At 57.8% G+C, this 19,503-nt stretch carries 14 protein-coding genes, 3 tRNA genes and 1 pseudogene; 10 read left to right on the top strand and 8 right to left on the bottom strand.

Going from position 1 to position 19,503, the window contains the following annotated elements; translation table 11 throughout:
* The first annotated feature begins 14 nt into the window (after window positions 1–14).
* Window positions 15–413, top strand: coding sequence for a membrane dipeptidase (locus BLQ12_RS12555; protein ID WP_175469722.1), 399 nt, complete (start codon window positions 15–17; stop codon window positions 411–413).
* Between the two features lie 230 nt (window positions 414–643).
* Here BLQ12_RS12555 and BLQ12_RS12550 read toward each other — a convergent pair whose 3' ends face one another.
* A complete protein-coding gene (locus tag BLQ12_RS12550; RefSeq protein WP_092210998.1) occupies window positions 644–1,657 on the bottom strand; it encodes an AraC family transcriptional regulator in 1,014 nt (337 codons plus the stop codon).
* A gap of 175 nt (window positions 1,658–1,832) precedes the next feature.
* Window positions 1,833–2,108 (bottom strand): SDR family NAD(P)-dependent oxidoreductase, encoded by a 276-nt coding sequence (locus BLQ12_RS12545; RefSeq protein WP_092210997.1) that lies wholly within the window; start codon window positions 2,106–2,108, stop codon window positions 1,833–1,835.
* Window positions 2,109–2,813: 705 nt separating this feature from the next.
* Here BLQ12_RS12545 and BLQ12_RS12540 point away from each other — a divergent pair.
* Window positions 2,814–3,404 (top strand): GNAT family N-acetyltransferase, encoded by a 591-nt coding sequence (locus BLQ12_RS12540; RefSeq protein ID WP_092210996.1) that lies wholly within the window; start codon window positions 2,814–2,816, stop codon window positions 3,402–3,404.
* Window positions 3,405–3,620: 216 nt separating this feature from the next.
* Here BLQ12_RS12540 and BLQ12_RS12535 read toward each other — a convergent pair whose 3' ends face one another.
* From BLQ12_RS12535 to tadA, 4 genes are all read right to left on the bottom strand, one after another.
* On the bottom strand, window positions 3,621–4,784 hold the full coding sequence (locus BLQ12_RS12535) for a tetratricopeptide repeat protein (RefSeq protein ID WP_175469720.1): 1,164 nt from the start codon (window positions 4,782–4,784) through the stop codon (window positions 3,621–3,623).
* A 690-nt stretch (window positions 4,785–5,474) separates the two neighbouring features.
* A tRNA-Pro gene (locus BLQ12_RS12530) sits at window positions 5,475–5,551 on the bottom strand.
* A gap of 60 nt (window positions 5,552–5,611) precedes the next feature.
* Window positions 5,612–6,898, bottom strand: coding sequence for an adenylosuccinate synthase (locus BLQ12_RS12525; RefSeq protein WP_092210994.1), 1,287 nt, complete (start codon window positions 6,896–6,898; stop codon window positions 5,612–5,614).
* A 186-nt stretch (window positions 6,899–7,084) separates the two neighbouring features.
* Entirely contained in the window at window positions 7,085–7,573 is a 489-nt protein-coding gene (tadA, locus tag BLQ12_RS12520; RefSeq protein WP_092210993.1) for a tRNA adenosine(34) deaminase TadA, read from the bottom strand.
* Window positions 7,574–7,906: 333 nt separating this feature from the next.
* Between tadA and BLQ12_RS12515 the strand changes: the two genes are divergently transcribed.
* Window positions 7,907–7,983, top strand: a tRNA-Arg gene (locus BLQ12_RS12515).
* A gap of 59 nt (window positions 7,984–8,042) precedes the next feature.
* Window positions 8,043–8,119, top strand: a tRNA-Arg gene (locus BLQ12_RS12510).
* A gap of 122 nt (window positions 8,120–8,241) precedes the next feature.
* Here the strand turns inward: BLQ12_RS12510 and BLQ12_RS12505 are convergent.
* Window positions 8,242–8,943 carry a TIGR04283 family arsenosugar biosynthesis glycosyltransferase gene (locus tag BLQ12_RS12505; protein ID WP_092210992.1) on the bottom strand — a complete coding sequence of 234 codons (702 nt, stop codon included), beginning with the start codon at window positions 8,941–8,943 and terminating at the stop codon, window positions 8,242–8,244.
* 67 nt (window positions 8,944–9,010) lie between these two features.
* A complete protein-coding gene (locus BLQ12_RS12500) occupies window positions 9,011–11,014 on the bottom strand; it encodes a methyl-accepting chemotaxis protein (protein ID WP_092210991.1) in 2,004 nt (667 codons plus the stop codon).
* A 314-nt stretch (window positions 11,015–11,328) separates the two neighbouring features.
* Between BLQ12_RS12500 and BLQ12_RS12495 the strand changes: the two genes are divergently transcribed.
* From BLQ12_RS12495 to BLQ12_RS28030, 6 genes and pseudogenes are all read left to right on the top strand, one after another.
* On the top strand, window positions 11,329–12,732 hold the full coding sequence (locus BLQ12_RS12495; RefSeq protein ID WP_175469719.1) for an ABC transporter substrate-binding protein: 1,404 nt from the start codon (window positions 11,329–11,331) through the stop codon (window positions 12,730–12,732).
* Window positions 12,729–14,729 (top strand): ATP-binding protein, encoded by a 2,001-nt coding sequence (locus BLQ12_RS12490; protein WP_092210989.1) that lies wholly within the window; start codon window positions 12,729–12,731, stop codon window positions 14,727–14,729. Before BLQ12_RS12495 ends, BLQ12_RS12490 begins: the two co-directional genes overlap by 4 nt.
* The gene (locus tag BLQ12_RS12485; protein ID WP_092210988.1) at window positions 14,726–16,078 is read left to right on the top strand and encodes a sigma-54-dependent transcriptional regulator; all 1,353 of its coding nucleotides are present in this window, start codon (window positions 14,726–14,728) and stop codon (window positions 16,076–16,078) included. The genes BLQ12_RS12490 and BLQ12_RS12485 overlap by 4 nt, the downstream gene beginning before the upstream one ends.
* Before the next feature lie 345 nt (window positions 16,079–16,423).
* Window positions 16,424–17,377 (top strand): tripartite tricarboxylate transporter substrate binding protein, encoded by a 954-nt coding sequence (locus tag BLQ12_RS12480; RefSeq protein WP_092210987.1) that lies wholly within the window; start codon window positions 16,424–16,426, stop codon window positions 17,375–17,377.
* Between the two features lie 6 nt (window positions 17,378–17,383).
* Window positions 17,384–17,836 (top strand): tripartite tricarboxylate transporter TctB family protein, encoded by a 453-nt coding sequence (locus BLQ12_RS12475; protein ID WP_092210986.1) that lies wholly within the window; start codon window positions 17,384–17,386, stop codon window positions 17,834–17,836.
* A gap of 88 nt (window positions 17,837–17,924) precedes the next feature.
* Window positions 17,925–19,423 (top strand): annotated as a pseudogene (locus tag BLQ12_RS28030) (tripartite tricarboxylate transporter permease).
* The last annotated feature ends 80 nt before the right edge of the window (window positions 19,424–19,503 follow it).

Genomic DNA, 19,503 nt, shown 5'->3' with positions numbered 1-19,503 from the left:
GGTCATTAAAGCGGTTGCAAGACAGTGGTGGCCTCACGGGGGCCGTCATGTTCCCTCCCTTTGTTGTGAAAAAGGGCAACCCCACAATGGAGGACTATATCCGTCACATTGATTACCTTGTTAAGCTGGGCGGTATTGACGGAGTTGCGGTGGCGTCGGATTATTTCGGTGGGCAATCCGGTATCATCCCGGATGAAAAAGCAAAGGCACTCTACAAACAGCTCATTGCTTCCGGTTCCTGGACCGAGGCTGCATATACTGAACCGCCCTGGGTGTATCCCCAGGGCGTGGAACTGCCCAAAACATTCTATAACCTTACTGGCGGCTTGATGAAGCACGGATATTCAGAGGATGAGATCCGTAAGATTTTGGGTGGAAACTGGATGAGGGTCATGAAAGAGGTCTGGGGATAGATATGCCCCAGAATTCGGGTGTGCATTTGGCGTGTGGGCGCTTGACACCGGATCAGCTTAAGTCTTTATGCTGATGACAATACGCCCTATGCATCACCGATTTGTCATCTTGGAGGGATGAGTCTCAGGCCATCGGCAACCCATCTCTTTATGCGTACCTGGGGTTGCACCAACCGGTTCATCGACAACAGCCCGCCCCGAGGTGAGCCTTGACAGCCCCAACCTCGAAATTAGTGCAATTGATCGGCTTGGAAGTGCTCATTTCGGTACTCCCCCGGCGTTGCCCCTGTCCAGCCTTTGAAAGCCCGCAAAAACGAATTGCTGTCCTGATAGCCCAGCAGGAAGGATATTTCGGGCGGAGAAATGGCAGAGCGGGAGAGGTAATGCTTGGCCAGGGCTTCCCGCGTGATGTTCAAGACCTCCTGATAACTCGAAGACTCCCGGCTCAACTGCCTCTGCAGGGTGCGTTTGCTCACCGCCAGCCTTCGGGCGGCCTCTTCAATGGTGCTTTCGCCGCTGGGGAGCATTTCGAGCAGGGCGCTCTTCACCCGCTGGCTGAAGGTTGTTTCGGCCTCCAGATCGGAAAGCCTCTGTTTCAGCTCCGTCTCGAAAAAATTCCACATGGAAGCATCTTCCGTGAGAAAGGGACGGCCCGCATCGGCCGCAGAAAACCCGATGCGGATCGCTTTGTCCCGCCGGATCGGATTCTCGAAATACTCGGTGTAGGGGGCGCTGTTGCCCGGAAGCTCAGGTAACTCCAAAACAGTGGGAACAATCCGTTCCCGCGTTGCAAGGCGAATCAGCTGTGTGAAAAACACCAGTTCTGCAGCTCCCAGGGATCGCGGTATACGGTGGGTGTAGCCATAGCAATTCAGGGTGGCACAGGTCACCTCTCTTCCAATCTTCACGTCAATGGTCATGGGGCCGATAAGGGGCTTGAACCTGGCCAGCCGCTGCAGGGCCGTGTTCATGTCCGGGCTGCAAAGGCTTGCGAAGATCGCGGGATCAAAGGACTCCACCGAAATGGCCCGCCCCACCATCAACGGAAGCTCCTCGGTCCCAGCTATTTGTTCCAGTCCCTCCCAGAGCCTGAAATAATCAGCCGGGCTCAATGCAGCATCCTTCCGCGAAAAAAGATCAGCGGGCAAGCCCGCCAAGGCAAGTACATGGGCCGTGTTGAGCCCCATGTCCGCAAGCATGATTTTCCAGCCGCGCTGCACAACAAATCGGGACGCTTTTTTCATTTTTTTTTCCTCCGTGACGCAGCCCCTACGCATTTGCTTACGGGCTGCGCCTGTGACTAACCAACCCTGGGGGTGATTCAAAACCGTTCCGATGAAGACAGCGTTCAGGTATTCGCCATCAGGTTTCCAAGTGCCTCCACCTGGCCGCCTGAGGCATCCCGATCCATCGTTACGCTCATTTTTTTTCCATGGCCTTCCGGGAAATTTTCAGCACCAGTTTCCTCGGCAGGAAGGGGATAATCCAGTTTTCTGCTGCGTCCGATTCGGCCAGGTCGGCAGCGATCACCGTGGCAGTGATGCCGCAGGTTCTCTCCAGCTCCGCCTTGAGGTCGTTGAGTTTGTTTTCTCGTCGTGCAACCAGGACGACGTCGCCGCCTTTTGATGCATGATATCGTGCCAGCTCGGTTCCAATACCGCTGGATGCGCCGGTAATCAATGCTGTATTTCCCATGATTATCTCCCTGTATGTACTTTGGTTTGCGCCTGTGTCAGGCGTGCTGCTTTTTGGATCAATCATAGGGGAACAGGGCGGCGCCATAAATAGCACACCGCGCCATACTTCATTCAAATTGTGCCACTTTTTTTAAGAGTGCGCCATAGCCAGATAGCTTTGACAAACTGATTTGGCGTTTGCCTCTGGCAACCGCAACGATTTTTTGGATTCGCCTGAAAATTCACATATGCATTGACATAGATAGAAAAATATCGACTCCCTGATGAACCTTAAATCACCGGCATCGGTCCAAAAAGCCTCATAAAAACATCATCAACGCCTTGACATTTTTTATCTCAAGGCGTAATTCTATCCCCTGTCTTTCCCTGTTAACCATGAACGTCGGCATTGCCGGAAAGGAGTAAATGTTACCTATGAATATCATCGCACGAGAGCTTGTTTGGTCCGTTGCCTTTCGGTAGCGAATGAAGCCAGGGTCCTTTCGGCCCGGGGTGACTCCCCGTCCGCCATGCTGTATTGTCAGGCGCTTTGTTTAAGCGTCACATAACACACTTCCCCCTCTTCATTCCCCGCACCAAGTGCACCTGCCGTTCCGGCAACGATATCCAAACACCAAGAAGCACAGAGCACATTACGTTTCACCGCGATTCCCCTGCGCCTATCATGCGCCATGGGTGAGCCGCCAGAATAATTGGATATCACATGAAAAACGACACCAGGCCTTTACAGACAAAACAAACAATCCTGTCCGGAAAACAAGCCAACTCACAATTCATATCATCTAAGACAGGGCTGATCCTGCGTGAAGAAACCCCGGATGATATCGTTGCCATCACCCGCGTGACGGTGGCGGCCTTCATGCATCTCAAGATAAGCAACCAGACAGAACACTACATCCTCCATGCCCTTCGAAAGGCAGGCGCTTTGACCCTTTCCCTTGTGGCGGAGATGGATGGGCAGGTGGTGGGCCACGTGGCATTCTCCCCTGTCGCCATTTCCGATGGCACCGAAGCCTGGTTCGGCCTCGGGCCCATCTCTGTATTCCCCGGGTACCAGAGACAGGGGATCGGCGGTGCTCTCATCCGGGAAGGCGTCAAGCGGCTCAAGGCCATGGGAGCCAAAGGCTGCGTGCTGGTGGGTGATCCGGGATACTACAAGAAACACGGGTTCCGGAATCCTCCGGACCTGATCGTTGAAGGGGTACCCCCGGACGTGTTTATGGCCATGCCCCTTGCCCACACCGTGCCCCGGGGTGCGGTTACCTTTCATGAAGGATTTCTGGCAACGGAGTAACGTGCATGCAGAATCAGCAAACCATATGATCCATAGGGGTACACTCTCATAAAAAACGGGGCTGCCCAGCAGCCCCGTCACACCTTCCCTTAGTACGGCGGCATCCCCTCCACGATGGAAGCATACTTTCCTGACATCCCGCCCTCTTCCAGTTTGGAATCAGAAATATGATTTGGCTGCAGATAAAACGGTCCTGCAAAAAAGGCGTCTCAGCTGTCAATGGACAACCTGGGCTGTATCGCTTGCTTGGAGCAATGGCTTTATCCGGTCAACAAGTCCATCCGCATCATGAACCCCCTGGATTCGATGCCGTTTTCCGGTTTTCAGCTCCAATCGAATAAAGTTTGAGCCTCCGTGGCCTATTATGATGTCGATATTCCGGATTTGGGACAGCTTAATCCGCCTCACCCTTCCAAATCCAAGCATGGAGCGTATATAAATGCTGGTTTTGGTAAGAACGAATTGTTTCATGATCAGGTTCACATAACCGACACCCGCCACCAAAGAGAGCGCCAAAAAGAGGTGGCTGCCAGAATGGGCCTGGGGATCCGGTACATGCACCTTCGCTGCCGGCGAAAGGTACCCGAGCCACCCAAAGTACAGCATGGAAGACAGTGTGGTAATCAAAAGAAGGCTCACTGGATAGCTGGGGCGTCCTTTAACAAGAACGGGTTCCTTCACCTTAAAAAGCATGCCGGATATGGTTCGAAGTAACAGAAAGAGAATCAAAAATACACCGAAGGCGAATGCCAGCCCCGAAACAATGGCCCGGTCACCTTCCGATGTCAAACCAGGATCAAGATATCGCGCGTAGGATTTGTCTTGCCTCTTCTTATGCTGGATCCCCAGACGACCGTACACCAGGCCCCTTGCGTAATAGGCCTCAGCGTATTTCGAGTCGATGGCGATGGCCTTATCATACGCTGAAATGGCGTCCTTAAAATTTGATTGATACCCGTACGATTTTCCCATGAGATAGTAGAGGCTCTTGGGTGCCACATAGCCATCTGTTGCCGCCGCATTTTTGAAATGTAAAATGGCTTGAGCGAACGTATTGAGCTCATACCAGCATATCCCCTCAAGGTAATGAACCTGGCCCATATTAATCCCGTATGCGCCCTTTTCGTCATGGCAGATGATGGGGTCCAGTTGTCGAACTTTTTGGAAGTCCCTAATCGCCTTTTCAAAGTCCTGGAGCTTCATATACGCAAACCCACGGCGATGATAAGCACACGAAAGGTTGCGCCCCTTTGAAATGTCGTCGGACCATTCTGTGATCATCTTTTGATACTCTGCGGTTGTATCCGGAGCCGCTGATGCCATAACCGGTGCGAGAAACCATAAAATAAGCAGGCTAAATGCTCTGAGTCTCAATTTCATCGTAGGCCTTTTCATTCAGGGTGAGGGGCGCAATAAAACGGCGGGCGCAAAATCTTTGCTACAATGTTCGATAATTAGCTTTAGCTGATGCTCACCTTGAGAGCAATTCATTTTGCATGTTGTCATGATTTTTTGATGCCACAGATCGCGGTCGTCTTTTTTTGTTTCCTTGTGTGGTATCGCAACATGCCATATGTCCGGCGTGACCGTCCTTCCATAGGGGCATCGTTTTGCGTGTGGAGTGCCCTTGCCCTTTGCTTTTTGGTGTTCGTCGCGATTTGCTTTGCAAGGATGCTGGAGCGGCTTTTGGGACGCTGACTGGTACGGGAGCCGCACCCTACCCTTCCTCTTGGCCCGCGTTGGTTTTACGGGGCCGTGTCTTCTCTCTTGCCCCTCTTGGAAAATAGCAGCTGTGCTCAATACGAAATCAATCGTGGCACGCTTCCCCCTCCCCTGTTGGCGGATGGACCAAAAAATGCGTTTTTTGAGGCTGTGGCAATCATGGTGGTGTAGCCGGGTGAGTCCACTGCTGCTGAAGGCCGTGGAGTTTATTTTGGTGGCTTTGGCTGTGGGGGGATTATAGCAGAAGGTCGTGGCTGGCGGTTTTGAAGCTCTATTGGTTGGGCTTGCGATGGGGGAATAAAAAAAGGGGACACCGTATTTAAACGATGTCCCCTTTCATATCTTTTTTGGTCGGGATGAGAGGATTCGAACCTCCGACCCCTGCGTCCCGAACGCAGTGCTCTACCAGACTGAGCCACATCCCGTTTGTTTTACGGACACACTTTTATCCAAAGGCGTGCCAAATGTCAAACCCAAAAAAGGGATCAGAAGTGTTTTTTTACAACGATGGTTTCCTCGCGTCCGGGACCCACGGATACAACATCCACGGGGGTTCCGGCCAGCTCTTCAATGCGCTTGAGGTAAGCCTTGGCATTCTCAGGGAGATCGTCGTAGGAACGGACGCCTGTGATGTCATCATCCCAGCCGGGAAGGGTCTCGCAGACCTGGGTGCAATTGTCCAGGGCGTCGAGGTCGGCGGGGAAGTCGGTGATGACTTCGCCCTTGTATTCGTACCCGGTGCAGAGCTTCAGCTCCTTAAGGCCCCCGAGGACGTCGAGCTTGGTGATGACCAGGCCGGTGAGGCCGTTTAAGCGGACGGCGTTTCTCAGGACAACCATGTCGAACCAGCCGCAACGACGGCGACGGCCGGTGGTGGCACCGAACTCTGCGCCCTTCTCCTGCATGTAGGAGCCCACCTCGTCAAACAGTTCAGAGGGGAAAGGACCGGCACCCACGCGGGTGGTGTAGGCCTTGACGATCCCCAGGACACCGGTGATTTTGCCCGGGCCCACGCCGGCGCCGCCACAGGCGTTGCCGGAGACGGTGTTGGAGGAGGTGACAAAGGGGTAGGTACCGTGGTCGATGTCCAGGTGGGTGCCCTGGGCACCTTCGAAGACAACGTGCTGGCCCTTGTCCATGCCTTCGTTGATCTCAACGGAGGTGTCGGTGATGTAGGGCTCAAGCTCTTTGGCCAGCTTCAGGCAGTGGGCGATGGTGGCTTCTACATCTTCAGCCTCTTCCCCGAAGTAGTTGGTCAGGAGGAAGTTCTTCTCCTGAAGGGCTTCGGTGACCTTGGCGCGGAGGACGTCGGCGTTCAGGAAATCCAGGAAGCGGATACCCACACGTGAAGCCTTGTCTTCGTAGCAGGGGCCGATGCCGCGACCGGTGGTGCCGATCTTGCTGTCCCCTTTCTTGATCTCCCGGGCGTGGTCGATGCGCTTGTGGTAGGGCATGATCACCTGGGCGCGATCGGAGAGGCGCAGGTACTCGGGGCTGACGTCCACCCCTTTGTCCCCGAGGTAGGCGATCTCTTCCAAGAGCACTTCGGGGTCAACGACCACTCCGTTTCCAATGAAGCATTTTTTTTTCTGAAGGATGCCGGAAGGAACCAGATGGCTGATGAATTTTTCTCCGTCTACAACCATGGTGTGTCCAGCATTGTTCCCACCCTGGAATCTGACAACGTAATCGGCGTGTTCGGAAAGAAGGTCTACGATTTTTCCTTTTCCTTCATCACCCCACTGTGTTCCGACAATCACATAGTTACCCACAAGATGCTCCTTGACATGTGTGCAAAATTAAAATTGATGCGTCCAGGCGTTTCATTCGATGGTTCAAGCGGAGATAGGACGCCTCCCCCGCCATGCTTGCGTATATAACTGATGGGCGGTGAGCGGTGGCCCGGCACGGCATAAAGCCCATGTCCGGCGTGATTCACGCGCCTTGCTTACAATGTTTCATCGAAGGGCGTTTTTCTTCCGCTCCTTCTGTTCCCTGCGGCGGTGCCTGAAAAAATCCTGCATCAGTGTGCGGCATTCATCGGCACAGACCCCCGGGACAACTTCAAGGGAATGATTTAACCGACTGTCGTCGGCCAGGTTGTACAGGGAACCGGCTCCCCCCCACTTCTCGTCACGGGCCCCAAAGACCACGCGGGAAAACCGCGCATGGACAATGGCCCCCATGCACATGATGCAGGGCTCGATGGTGGCGTACAGGGTCATTCCGGGAAGCCTGTAATTCTGTAATGCTTTCGAGGCTTTCCGTATGGCGAGGATTTCCGCATGGGCCGTTGGGTCCGATAGGGAAATCGTCAGGTTGTGGGCGGCAGAGATCACATCTCCGGTTTCTGCCACAATCACGCAACCTATAGGAACCTCTCCTTTTTGTCCAGCTTTTTTGGCCCCTTCAAGGGCCATGTTCATATAATAGGTGTCGTTTTTCATCGGGCCATCCCCGGGCGCCGACGGACGCCTGGATGATTTGGTGGAAAAAGGCTGCGCCCGGAGGCGCCGTGAATGTACGAGAAGACTTTCTATACCCCATCGGGCACCCGGGTGCACCTTCTTTCTTGGCCCGGGGGTGATGTTTCCCGGTTTCGAGTCCGGCGGCATGCCACAGGGCACCGCCGCCCAAAAAAATCGAAGGGGCTATGGGGTTGATATCATGTTCCAACCCTTACCCTGCGCCTGTTTCGCGGTTTTTCGATGGCAAAAAAGTGGAACTTTCACGTTGACAAGCCGACGCGCTTTGGATTAAAAGAAAGCCAACTTTGAGACGCGCTCGTAGCTCAGCTGGATAGAGTACCTGACTACGAATCAGGTGGTCGCAGGTTCGAATCCTGCCGAGCGCACCATATCAAAGAGCCGGGCTTTGCGAACGCAACCGCAAAGCTTTTTCTTTGGTTTTTATTGTGCGCTTGTAGCTCAGCTGGATAGAGTACCTGACTACGAATCAGGTGGTCGCAGGTTCGAATCCTGCCAAGCGTACCACTAAAAAAGCCCAAGGCCCTGCATGATTTCATGCAGGGCCTTTTTTGTTTCAGCCCCCTTCCCTTTGGGTTGGCCGGTGTTTTTTTAATTGAGGGGTGCCCCTGCAGGGTTTGGTTTTGGGATCAATCCGGGTTGAAGCGCTCGGGCCGGTAGTGCTTCAGCAGGCGCCTGGGCGACACGCCGCACAAAAACAAGGTGGCCAGAAGCCAGGTCCGCACCAGCGAATAGATCACCCCTTCCTTTTCCCAGCGACGGGGTGAGGTGATCACCGCCTCGGGCAGGATGCGGATGCGGCCCCCTTTTTTTCGGATCCGGCGCATCAGCTCGATGTCCTCCATGACGGGTATCTCCCGGTAACCGCCCATGCGGGAAAAACAGGATCGCGTCATGAAGATGGCCTGGTCCCCGTAGGGAATGCCGGTCAGTCGGCACCGTAAGCCCGCGGCCCGGGAAATAAGGGCAAAGGATTTTTTGTCTCCGGCAAAGCGCAGGGTAAAGGCCCCTGCAGCATAGCGCCGGGTGGAAAGGGTCTCACGGATCCGGTCAAAGGCCCCGTCGGGCAGCCGGGTATCGGCATGCAGGAACACGAGGATCTCCCCATGGGACGCCCCGGCCCCGGCGTTCATCTGGGGGCCCCTGCCCTCCGGTGCAACGAGGGTGGTCACCCTGGGCCCTTTCACCGAGGCGATGGTCCCCCCGCAGGGGTCCCCGTCCACGACAATCACCTCAGAGATGGCCGCCCCGAACCGGGCAAAAAGCCGGTTCAGAAAGGCCTCTATATGGGGTTCCCGAAGCACGGGAACGATGACCGAGATGCGTGGCATGGTTCTCCTTAAGATAAGGGGACGGGGCCCGGAGCGGCAGAGGCCGACACCCTCCGGGCGTGGGCCGTTACACGCGAAAGGCGCCTGTCACCGTGTTGATGGTGGTCACTTCGCTGTTCAAGCTGTCCACATGGGCGGCCACCTCGTCGGCATGCTGGGAGGCGAGCTCAATGGCTCCGTTCACCTCGGAAATGCCCGAAGACATATGGGAGACGATGTCGTTGCTCTGGGCCAGGTTTTCGTTGATCTCCCGGAGTCCCACCGACGCCTGGACCACGTTTCCGGCGATCTCCTTGGTGGCTGCGGACTGCTCCTCCACGGCCGTGGCAATGGAGTTGATGGTCTCGTGGACGTGGTTGATGGATCCCACCACGTTGGTGATGCCCTGGGCTGTGGCGTGGGTCGTGGCCTGGACGCCGCCGATCTGCTCCTTGATGTCCTGGGTGGCGCGGGCCGTCTGGCCTGCCAGCTCCTTGATCTCATTGGCCACCACGGCAAAACCTTTGCCCGCGTCCCCTGCCCTGGCCGCCTCGATGGTGGCGTTCAGCGCCAGCAGGTTGGTCTGCTCCGAGATCTCGGTGATGGTCTGGGTGACTTTGCCGATGGCATCAGCTGCCTGGCCCAGGGCATCCATCTTTTCAGAGGTCTGTCTTGCCTCCGTCACGGCTTCGTTTGATGTGTGACGGGCTTTTTCCGAGTTGGCAGCAATCTCGTTGATGGTGGAGGTCATCTCTTCGGCGGCGCTTGCCACCATGTTGGTATTGGTGGCGGTCTGTTCCATGGCTGAAGCTATGGAATTCATGTTGGCCGAAATCTCGGAGGCCTCGTTGTCGATGCGGTTGATCCGCTGGGACGTGGTGGTCATGGTCTGGTTCATCACCTCGGCGGATTCCGTCAGGCCCCGGGAGACGCCTTCAAGGGTCTGGGAATTGCGAACCAGCCCTTTGACCAGTCCCTGGAGGTTGCCCACAAAGGTGTTGAACCATGTGGAGAGCCTGCCCATTTCATCCTGGGATCTGATGTCAAGGCGACGGGTGAGGTCCCCCTCTCCTTCGGCAATGTCCTTGAGCATCTCACGGGCATACTGGATGGGGGTAACGATGCTGTTGGTGATCAGCGTGCCGAGGAAGCAGAAGGCAAGGAACATCAGGGCCGCAACACCGCCGATCACCTTTATAAGGCTGTAGGTGGTGGCCATGACCTCTCTGTTTTCAATCATGGAGATCACCTTCCACCCCACCCCGGGGATGGTGTGCACCACGGCCTGGTATGCCGTGTCGTCAATGGAGAGCTCTGCGGTGCCCTCGTCCATGGCCCCCAAGGTGTTGAATGCGGGCGATCCCAGTTCGGACAGCTTTTTGAAGTTTGTGGAGGGATCGCTGGCGTTGGCCAGGATCACCCCGTTGGGCTGGACCAGCATCAGGTACCCGGTCTCTCCTATTTTGATGTCATTGATGAGTTTTGTCAGCACTTTTAATGAGCATTCGATGGAAGAGACACCCACCACCTCGCCTCCCCGTTTGATGGCCGATGTGATGGCCACCACGGTTTCACCGTTGGAGGAGAGAAAGGCATCGGACACCAGGTCTGTGCCGGGCTGGGCTGCCTGGGCCGTGTACCAGGGCCGCACCCTGGGATCATAGCCTGCGGCCATGGCAATATCGATGGAGGTGATAAAGGATCCGTCCCGGGTGGCAAGATACACCTCGATGTAGTTTGGGTGGGCCCCGTGGATGAGTTTAGCCAGCTTGTAATAGGACGCATCGGGTTCACCGGCCTGGAGGAAATCCACCTCCACGGGCTCGCTGTTGTCCATGTAGTGGGTCATGTCCGGATGAATCGCATCTTTGAGGGGGGACTGGGACAGCATGCGTGTGTTGGCCTTGGTTTCGGCGATGAAGGATGCGTAATGGTCTGAAATGCGTTCGAGGATTTTTGTGCTGCCGGCGTGGTAGGACTCAATGGCGTGACGGCTGAGGGAAACCCCCATGATCACGACGATGATGAGCAGGGGGAACAGGACTGCTCCCATGAATGAGGCGATAATCTTCTTTCGGATAGTCAAATTCATGCATGTCTCCGTTGGGTTCGGTTATCGTGCTCGTATGTTCCCTGTGCAGGGCGTATATTCAACCTATCGGAAGCCTGAGCATGAATATTTAGCCTTTCACCCGAGCCCGGAGCCATCCTGCGGCATTGACGGGCGGGATAAGCTTGTCATCGCGGAATCGCCGTGTTACGAATCGTCGTTGGTGGTGTGAAGGCTGGCTTCTTAATAAGAAAAGGTGTCGGTACCTTATCCGGGATCGTTGCTGGTTGGGCCTTTGCCGCGTGCCGTGGGCGCACGCGTTTTTTATGTGTCGTCAAGCCCGAAGGGGAGCATTGATGTTTTATTCCGGTTGTTCATGGCCCGAATCCAGTTGGGGAGGGATCCATTCATCCAAGACCCGGCGTCTTTTTCGGTCATGGGCGATCCTCTGCGTTGCGGTTTTTTGTGTCTTTGGCAAGGCTTCGGCCTCCGAAGGCCAGGGCACGCAGCGGTACCTGGACATCATCACCTCCTTTCCCCCGGAGTTTTACACCCCCTTTGTCACCGCGTTTTCCAGGAAATATCCAGATATCCAGGTGATGACCAGCAACAAAAAAACCACCTCCGCCCTGGTGGACATCAAGCGGGGCAACCCCCACCGGTTTGACCTTTTCTGGTCCTCCTCCACCGACGCCTTTGCCATGTTAAAGGCAGAGCACCGGCTGCTGCAGCTGCCCGGCGGCAGGCGCCACCCTGCTCTGGCCGTGGACGGGGTACATATTGACGACCCAGAAGGCTATTTTATGGGCTTTGCCCTCTCCGGGGTGGGCTGGATGTGGAACCCGGCATACCTGAAACGGGAGAGCATCCCGGTGCCGGAGCGGTGGGAAGACCTCGTCGATCCCGTTTATTACGGGCACCTTGCCATGTCCACGCCGTCGCGTTCCGGAACCACCCACCTCATCGTGGAGAGCCTTCTTCAGGAGCTGGGATGGGAACAGGGCTGGGCCATGCTCCTAAAGATGGCCGGAAACTTACGGACCGTATCAGCGCGCAGCTTCAGCGTGCCTGAAGGCTTGATTAACGGGCGTTTCGGGGTGGGACTCGGCATTGATTTCCTGGGGCAGTCCCGCAGGGAGCTTGGCTTTCGGTACGGCACCCCCGTTTTTCTGGTACCCGCAGGTATTGGCCTGCTCGCCGGGGGCACCAACCCGGATGAGGCCGCCCTTTTTATCGACTTTATCCTCTCGCCCGAGGGCCAGGAGATCCTCCGGGAGCCCACCGTCTGCCGCCTGCCCGTGTCCCGGGAGGTCCACGACCGGTCAACCGGTGATGCGCCGGATCTGCTGAAGCTCATCAGGAAAAAACAGTTAAAACCCTATGATGCCGATCTCTCCCGATCCAGGTACCACCTGGTGAACCAGCTTTTTGACCGGATGATCACCTACCGGCTCACCGAACGGCGCTCCCTGTGGAAAAGGTATCTTGCCCTGGAGCAGCAGTCGGGCACCGCCGGGATGCGGATGACGCCCCTTAAAGAGGAACTGGCCGACCTTCTCTGCGGGGTTCCGGTGACCGGCGCCCAGAGCCGTGATCACTCCTTTACCGATCTTTTTGCCTTTGCCGCACGGGGCACGGCCCCCACAGGGCTGGAGCGAGACGAGACAGAACGCTGGGATGCCTTTCTCTCCCGCCGCCTTGACCGGGCCAGGGCGCTTCTGACACGGGCGGAGTCCGAGCTCATCAGGAGTCGGCAATGAAATTCAGGGGCGTGATGCTTTTTCCTGTTCGGTACGGTATCTGGTCCCGGCTCCTCATTGCCTTCGGGGTGTCTGCGGCCATCACGGTGATGGCGGCGGTGACGGCCCTTCTGGTGTTTAACCGGTCCAGTGTCATTCTTAACGTCTTTGCCGAGGCGCATCTCCCGGAGCTGGTACAGGTGGCCGAGCTGGAAGGCACCGGAGGCGAGATCATGGCCGTGGCTCCCCTTCTGCTCTCCGCGCCGGACGAGACCACCCGCAATGCCATCCAGGCCGACCTTGATACCCTTGTGGCGGCGGTGAATCGGCACATCGACGCGTTGGGGATCACCTCCCGCACGACCCGAAGCGAGATCGAAGGGCTGCTCACCGGCCTTACGGACAACCTGGCGGATCTTCAGGATGCCGTCTCCGGGCGCCTGGAGGAAGAGGCGCTTCTGGTGCGCCAGACTGAGCGGCTCAGGTGGCTCTACGCCGACCTTGTGGGGGAGCTGGATCCCCTCAACCAGGACCTTGCCTACAACCTGGATTCCGAAATCGAGCGGATGATCGGGGCCTCCCTGCGGGAGGGGCCACGGTTTTCCGCCCTGAGGCTGAGGGAGAACCGGCACACCAAAGACACGGTGGAGAAGATCGGTTCCAACGGCATCCTGCTGGTGGGCCTGATGCTCCAGGCCGCCACCGTCCAGGGCGACGCCCAGGTGGACAACCTGGCGGCCCTCTCGGCCGATGCCGTGGATTTTATCCGTGTGAACCTGGCGCGGCTGCCCGGGGACTCCAGCATCCTGACCCTGCGGCAGCTCTTCAGCGAAATTTTTGTTCTGGCCGAAGGGCCGGACGCCTTGTTTGCCATCAAAAAACGTATCCACCTCAAGGAAGCGGCCGGTCGGGAAATCCTTGCCGATAACCGAGCCCTGGTCCTGAGCCTGAGGCAGCTCATCGATACCCTTGTGGCAGATACCCGGCAGGATACCTTTCGGGCTGCCGCCGGGATTCGAACCACCATGGAGCGGGCCCAGCAGCTGTTGATTATCATGGTTCTGTTCAGCCTTGTCACCACCGGGGGCGTGCTCTGGTTTTATGTTCGGGGCAGCATTGTCAAGCGCCTTGCGGTCCTGGCCCGAAGCATGCGGGCCATCGCCGCAGGGAAGCTGGAATATGGGGTCCCCGAGGCCGGGGATGACGAAATCGGACAGATGGCCGATGCCCTGCGTGTTTTCAAGGAGACGGCCGAAGCCCGTCGCAAGGCACAAAATGAGCTGGTGCAGGCCGGGAAACTGGCGGCCCTGGGGCAGCTCACCGCCGGTATTTCCCATGAACTCAACCAACCCCTGTCCGCCATTCGTTATTACCTTCACAACGCCCGGTTGCTCCTTGAGCGGGGGCGTGTTGAGACCCATACCGAGAACTTAACGCGCATAGGGGACCTGGTGGAGCGCATGGCCTCCATGATCAATCATCTGAAGACCTTTGCCCGCTGGCCGTCGGACGCGCGTGTCCCCGTTGCCGTGGCCCCTGTCATCGACCACGCCCTCTCCCTTTTTGCCGGTAAAATCAAGGGCGGCAGCATCCGCGTGGCGTTCGGGGACCCAAAGCATGACGTGCGGGTGTGCGCCGAGGAGATCCGGCTGGAGCAGGTGCTCATCAACCTCATCAGCAACGCCGTGGACGCCGTCATGGAGATGCCCGTGGGGCAGCGGCATCTGGCCCTTGAGATCCGCGAAGAAGAGCGGAACGTGGTGATCAGCGTCACGGACAGCGGGCCGGGGATTCCCGACGACGCCCTGGGCTCCATCTTTGACCCGTTTTACACCACCAAAGAGGTGGGCAAGGGGCTGGGGCTGGGGCTTTCCATTTCGTATAACATCGTAAAAGATTTCAAAGGGTCCCTCGGGGCCCACATGCCCGACGGGGGCGGGACCCGGTTTTCCCTCACCCTGCCCAGGGCCGACTCCGGCCCTGTTACGGCATCAACAGAAGAAAGAGACGCATCATGAGACTTCCCCTGGGCGAAATATTCCTGGTGGACGATGAGGAGGAGATCCGCATCGCCAGCAGCCAGACCTTTGAACTGGAAGGCTACGCCGTTCGAACCTTTGCGTCGGCGGCCGAGGTCCTTTCCCACATCTCCCCGGACTGGCTGGGGGTGGTCATCACCGACGTCAAGATGCCGGGCATGGACGGGCTGGAGCTCCTGGCCGCCGTGCTGAAAATCGCCCCGGATCTTCCCGTGGTGATCCAGACCGGCCACGGGGACGTGCCCATGGCCCTTGCCGCCATGCAGGCCGGGGCCTACGATTTCATCGAAAAACCCGTGCCGCCGGAGTATCTCATCGATGTGGCGAAACGGGCCCTTGAGTCCCGGCGCCTCAGCCTGGAGAACCAATCCCTCAGGGCGCGCCTCGGCTCGGAGGCGGACATCGGGTCACGGATCATCGGCGAGTCCCCGGCAGCTACGGAACTCCGGCGAACCATCGGCACCCTTTCCCTCATCGACGTGGACGTACTCCTCATCGGGGAGACCGGGGTGGGAAAAGAGCTTGCCGCCCACTGCCTCCACGACCTGGGCAGCCGCAAAGCCGGAAAATTCGTCCCCTTGAACTGCGGGGCCATTCCCCCCAACCTGGTGGAGAGCGAACTCTTCGGCCATGAACGCGGGGCCTTTACAAGCGCCTCCACGCGGCGTATCGGGAAAATCGAACAGGCCCAGGGCGGCACCCTTTTTCTGGACGAGATCGAGTCCATGCCCCTGTCCGTACAGGTGAAGGTTCTGCGCGCCCTTCAGGAACGGACCATCGAGCGTGTAGGCGGGGACCGCCTGATCTCCGTGGATTTTCGCGTTATCGCCGCCACCAAGGTCAACCTGCGCGACGCGGTGACCGAAGGGGCCTTTCGCGAAGACCTCTTCTATCGCCTGAACGTCGCGCGTGTTCCCATCCCCCCCTTGCGGGAGCGCACCGGCGATGTGCGGCTGCTCCTTCAGTGGTTCCTCATGAAGATGGCGGACCGGTTCCATGCGGCCCCTCCCGCCTTTGACCCGGACATGGCCCGGCGCCTTGAGGCCTACGACTGGCCCGGCAACGTCAGGGAGCTTCGCAATGTCGCCCAGCAGCTGGTCCTGGGGCTGCCCCTGGACCTGGCGGAGGCCCCGTGCTGCCCGGGCATGCCGGAACCGGAGGCACCGTCGGGGGTCGGCCTTGACGCCCGGGTTCGCCTCTATGAGAAGAAGCTCATCGAAGAAGCCCTTGCGAAAAATGGGGGCAGCATGACCCTCACCGCCCGTGAGCTGGACATCCCGCGAAAACGCCTCTACCTGCGAATGCAAAAATTTCATATCCACAAATAAGGCGCCCCCAAGGGGCGCCATCTGCGGCCCGGTTCGTATCGGGCCGTGGGTCAATTCCGGAATGTATGGGTCATTCTTGACTCACTCCCCTCTCCCTTTGTCATCATCCCGTGAAAAGATCGCGTGTCATTTCAGTGACAGCCCCGGTAGCAGTGCTTCTGGCACGGCAATTGCTATTATTATCGCCAAGAAGAAACGCCGGGGCAGTGCAGGTGCATGCCCCGGCATGGTTCGGCAGATGCCGGGCGCGTCACCTGACGTGCCTGAGGGCATTGTCCGACCTGATTTATTCCGCCTATCCGGGGACGACCCAACCATTGAGAAACATAACCCAAGGAGAACCTGATGCGTAAAGTGATGACCCTCGTTCTGGCGTTGAGCCTTGCTCTGCCCCTGTCTCTTTCCACCGCCTTTGCAGGGAAATACCCTTCCAAGCCCATCAAGATTATCGTGCCGTCTAAAGCCGGAGGCTCCACGGACACCGGTGCCCGTCTCTTTATCAAGGCGGCCAAAAAATACTGGCCCGATGCCAAGTTCGTCATTAAAAACGTTCCCGGTTCCGGCGGTCAGAAAGGGTTTGAAGAGATTGCCAAGGGACGCAAAGACGGTTACACCATCGGCATGATCTTCACCACCCAGGTGGTGGCCCATGTGGTGGCCAAACGCGCCCGCTACACCCTGGACAGCTTTCACGTCATGGGCAACGTCATGCAGGATCCCCTCATCGTTGCCGTTCCCAAAAATAGCGACATCACCGACATGGCCGGTTTCATCAAGGCCGCCAAAGCCGGCTCCCTTACCACCGCCGTCAACGGCATCGGCTCCGACGACTTCGTGGCCGCCAAGAAGCTGGAACAGCAGACCGGCGTGAGCTTCAACCTCCTGCCCACCAAGGGCTCCACCGAGCAGAAAGCCATGATCCTGGGCGGCCACGTGGACGCCAGCGTCATGAACCTCTCCCAGCTCCAGGCCCAGCACAAGGCAGGCACCGCACGCATCATCGCCATCCTTGATGAGAACCGCTCCGATATTCTTCCCGAGGTAAAGACCGCCGGAGAGCAGGGTTTTCCCGTGACCATGACCGCCACCCGCGGGTTCGTTGCCCCTGCGGGCGTGGACAAAAAGATCCTGGCCAGCCTCGACGATCTCCTGGCCAAGGTGCAGAAGGATGAAGAGTTCATCGCCGAGTGCACCAAAGATGTCTTCTTCCTGCTGCCCATGAACGGTGTGGATTACCTTGCCTATCTCACCGACCTGCAGGCCGAAACCCAGACTTTCTACGATCAGAACCCATGGTGATAACACATGACAAAACGTGTTGCTGAGTTACTCATTCTCGGGGGCTTCATGCTCCTGGCCCTGCTGCTCTACCGCAGCACCGCCGCATACCCCGAGTCCGTCCAGGGATCAACGGCCATGTATGTTCGATTTCTTGCCGTCTCCCTTGGGTTGTTGTGTGCCGTTGAGGCAGGGATGTGGCTGAAGTCACGGGAGCAGGAGATCAGCGAGAAGCTGAACATCACCGCCGCTCCGCTGCGATTCTGGGGCCTTCTTGCGGAGCTGGTGATCTACACCCTGCTCCTGGATCCCCTGGGATTTTATCTGGCATCCCTTATCTTTCTACCCGTGGCCATGGTGACCCAGGGGGCGAAAAAGCCGCTGACCATCGGTTTGACCACTGCAGGGGTCCTGCTGTTTGTCTTTCTGGTGTTCGAAAAACTGCTGGCCGTTCCCCTGCCGGAGAGACTCTGGTTTTAAGCACGACGGGCCTCCACACCACGTGTGATCCGGTTGAACCACACACCACAGACCGGATCACACGGAGGCCCTACAAAGGACATCACTTATGATCGTTGAATCGTTATCTGCCCTTGCAAACCCCTATTCCCTCCTGGCGGTCTTTATCGGCACCGTCTCCGGGGTGCTGGTCGGGGGCATGCCCGGGCTCACCGCCACCATGGCCGTGGCCCTTCTCATCCCCGTTACCTTTGCCCTGGAGCCCCTGACGGGGCTGCTGCTCATGGGCGGGGTCTATTGCGGTGCCATGTATGGCGGCTCCATTCCCGCCATTCTTCTGAGGACCCCGGGAACCCCTGCTGCCGTGGCCACCGCCATGGAAGGTTACCCCATGACCCAGAAGGGCAAGGGGGGCCTTGCCCTGAAGGTCTCGGTGATCTCAAGTTTCGTGGGAGGCACCTTTTCCGCCTTTGTTCTGCTTCTGGTGGCGCCCATTTTGGCCAAGTTCGCCTTGAGCTTCGGGCCCCCGGAGTATTTCCTGCTGGCCCTGGTGGGCCTTGCGGGCATCGTCTCCATGGCCGACGACCAGAGCAGCCTGGTAAAGGCACTTATTTCCGGTCTCATCGGGCTGATCCTGGCTGTGGTGGGCACCGACCCCATGTCGGGCATGCTGCGCTACACCATGAACAACCCGGATCTCTTTGACGGCATCGCCTTCATGCCCGCTCTCATCGGCCTCTTCTCCATCTCCCAGATGCTGGAACTCACCGGGTCCGGGAGCATCGTGGCCGATACCAGCGTGATCACCAAGATCAAGCGAGAGCCCATGCCCAAAGGCCTGGGGAAATACATCGGCACCGGCTCCCTGGTGGGAACCATCGTGGGGATCCTCCCCGGCGAAGGGGCCACCATCGCGGCCTTTCTCTCGTACAACGTGGCCCGACAGCGCTCCAAGAACAAGGAGCTCTTCGGCAAGGGCAACCCAGAAGGAATCGCCGCTGCCGAAGCCGGCAACAACGGCTGTGTGGGTGGTTCCCTGATCCCGACCCTGACCCTGGGGATCCCCGGCAACAGCGTTGCCGCTGCACTCCTGGGGGGCTGCTGGTCCACGGGCTCATCCCCGGACCGGAGCTGTTCACCAAGTACGGGGTCATGACCTACGCCTTTATCCTCTCCCTTTTTCTGGCCAACGTGGTCTTCCTGATCATGGGCTTGCTCATGGCGCCCCATTTTGCCAGGATCTCCCTGACCCCCACGGGACTTCTCATCCCGGTGGTCTGCCTCTTCTCGGTCCTCGGCTCCTACGCCATGAACAACAGCGTCTTTGATATCTACGTGGCCCTGGCCTGCGGCATCGTGGCCGTGATCCTGCATAAGACCGGATTTTCCCTGGGGGCACTTATCCTGGGGCTGATCCTCGGGCCCATCGCCGAGAGCGGCTTTGCCCAGGCCCTTATCATGGGCCACGGGGACTACCGCATCTTCTTCAACCGACCCCAGGCCATGGCCCTCTGGTTCATCATTTTCCTGCTGCTCATTCCCCCGGCCTATCAGGCCATCAAACGGCACCGGGAGAAAAAAGAGGCCGACACACTGCAACCGGTGTAGGGCAGGCGTAAAAAAAGAAGAAAAGCGCCTCCGGCGGCAAGGTGAGCCACCTTGAAAGCTGCTTGCCGCAACACAGTGAC

The organism is Desulfoluna spongiiphila (assembly GCF_900101345.1).
Lineage (GTDB): Bacteria > Desulfobacterota > Desulfobacteria > Desulfobacterales > Desulfolunaceae > Desulfoluna > Desulfoluna spongiiphila.
The sequence above is the reverse complement of the archived record's forward strand: the minus strand, read 5'-3'. Positions and strand labels throughout refer to the sequence as shown.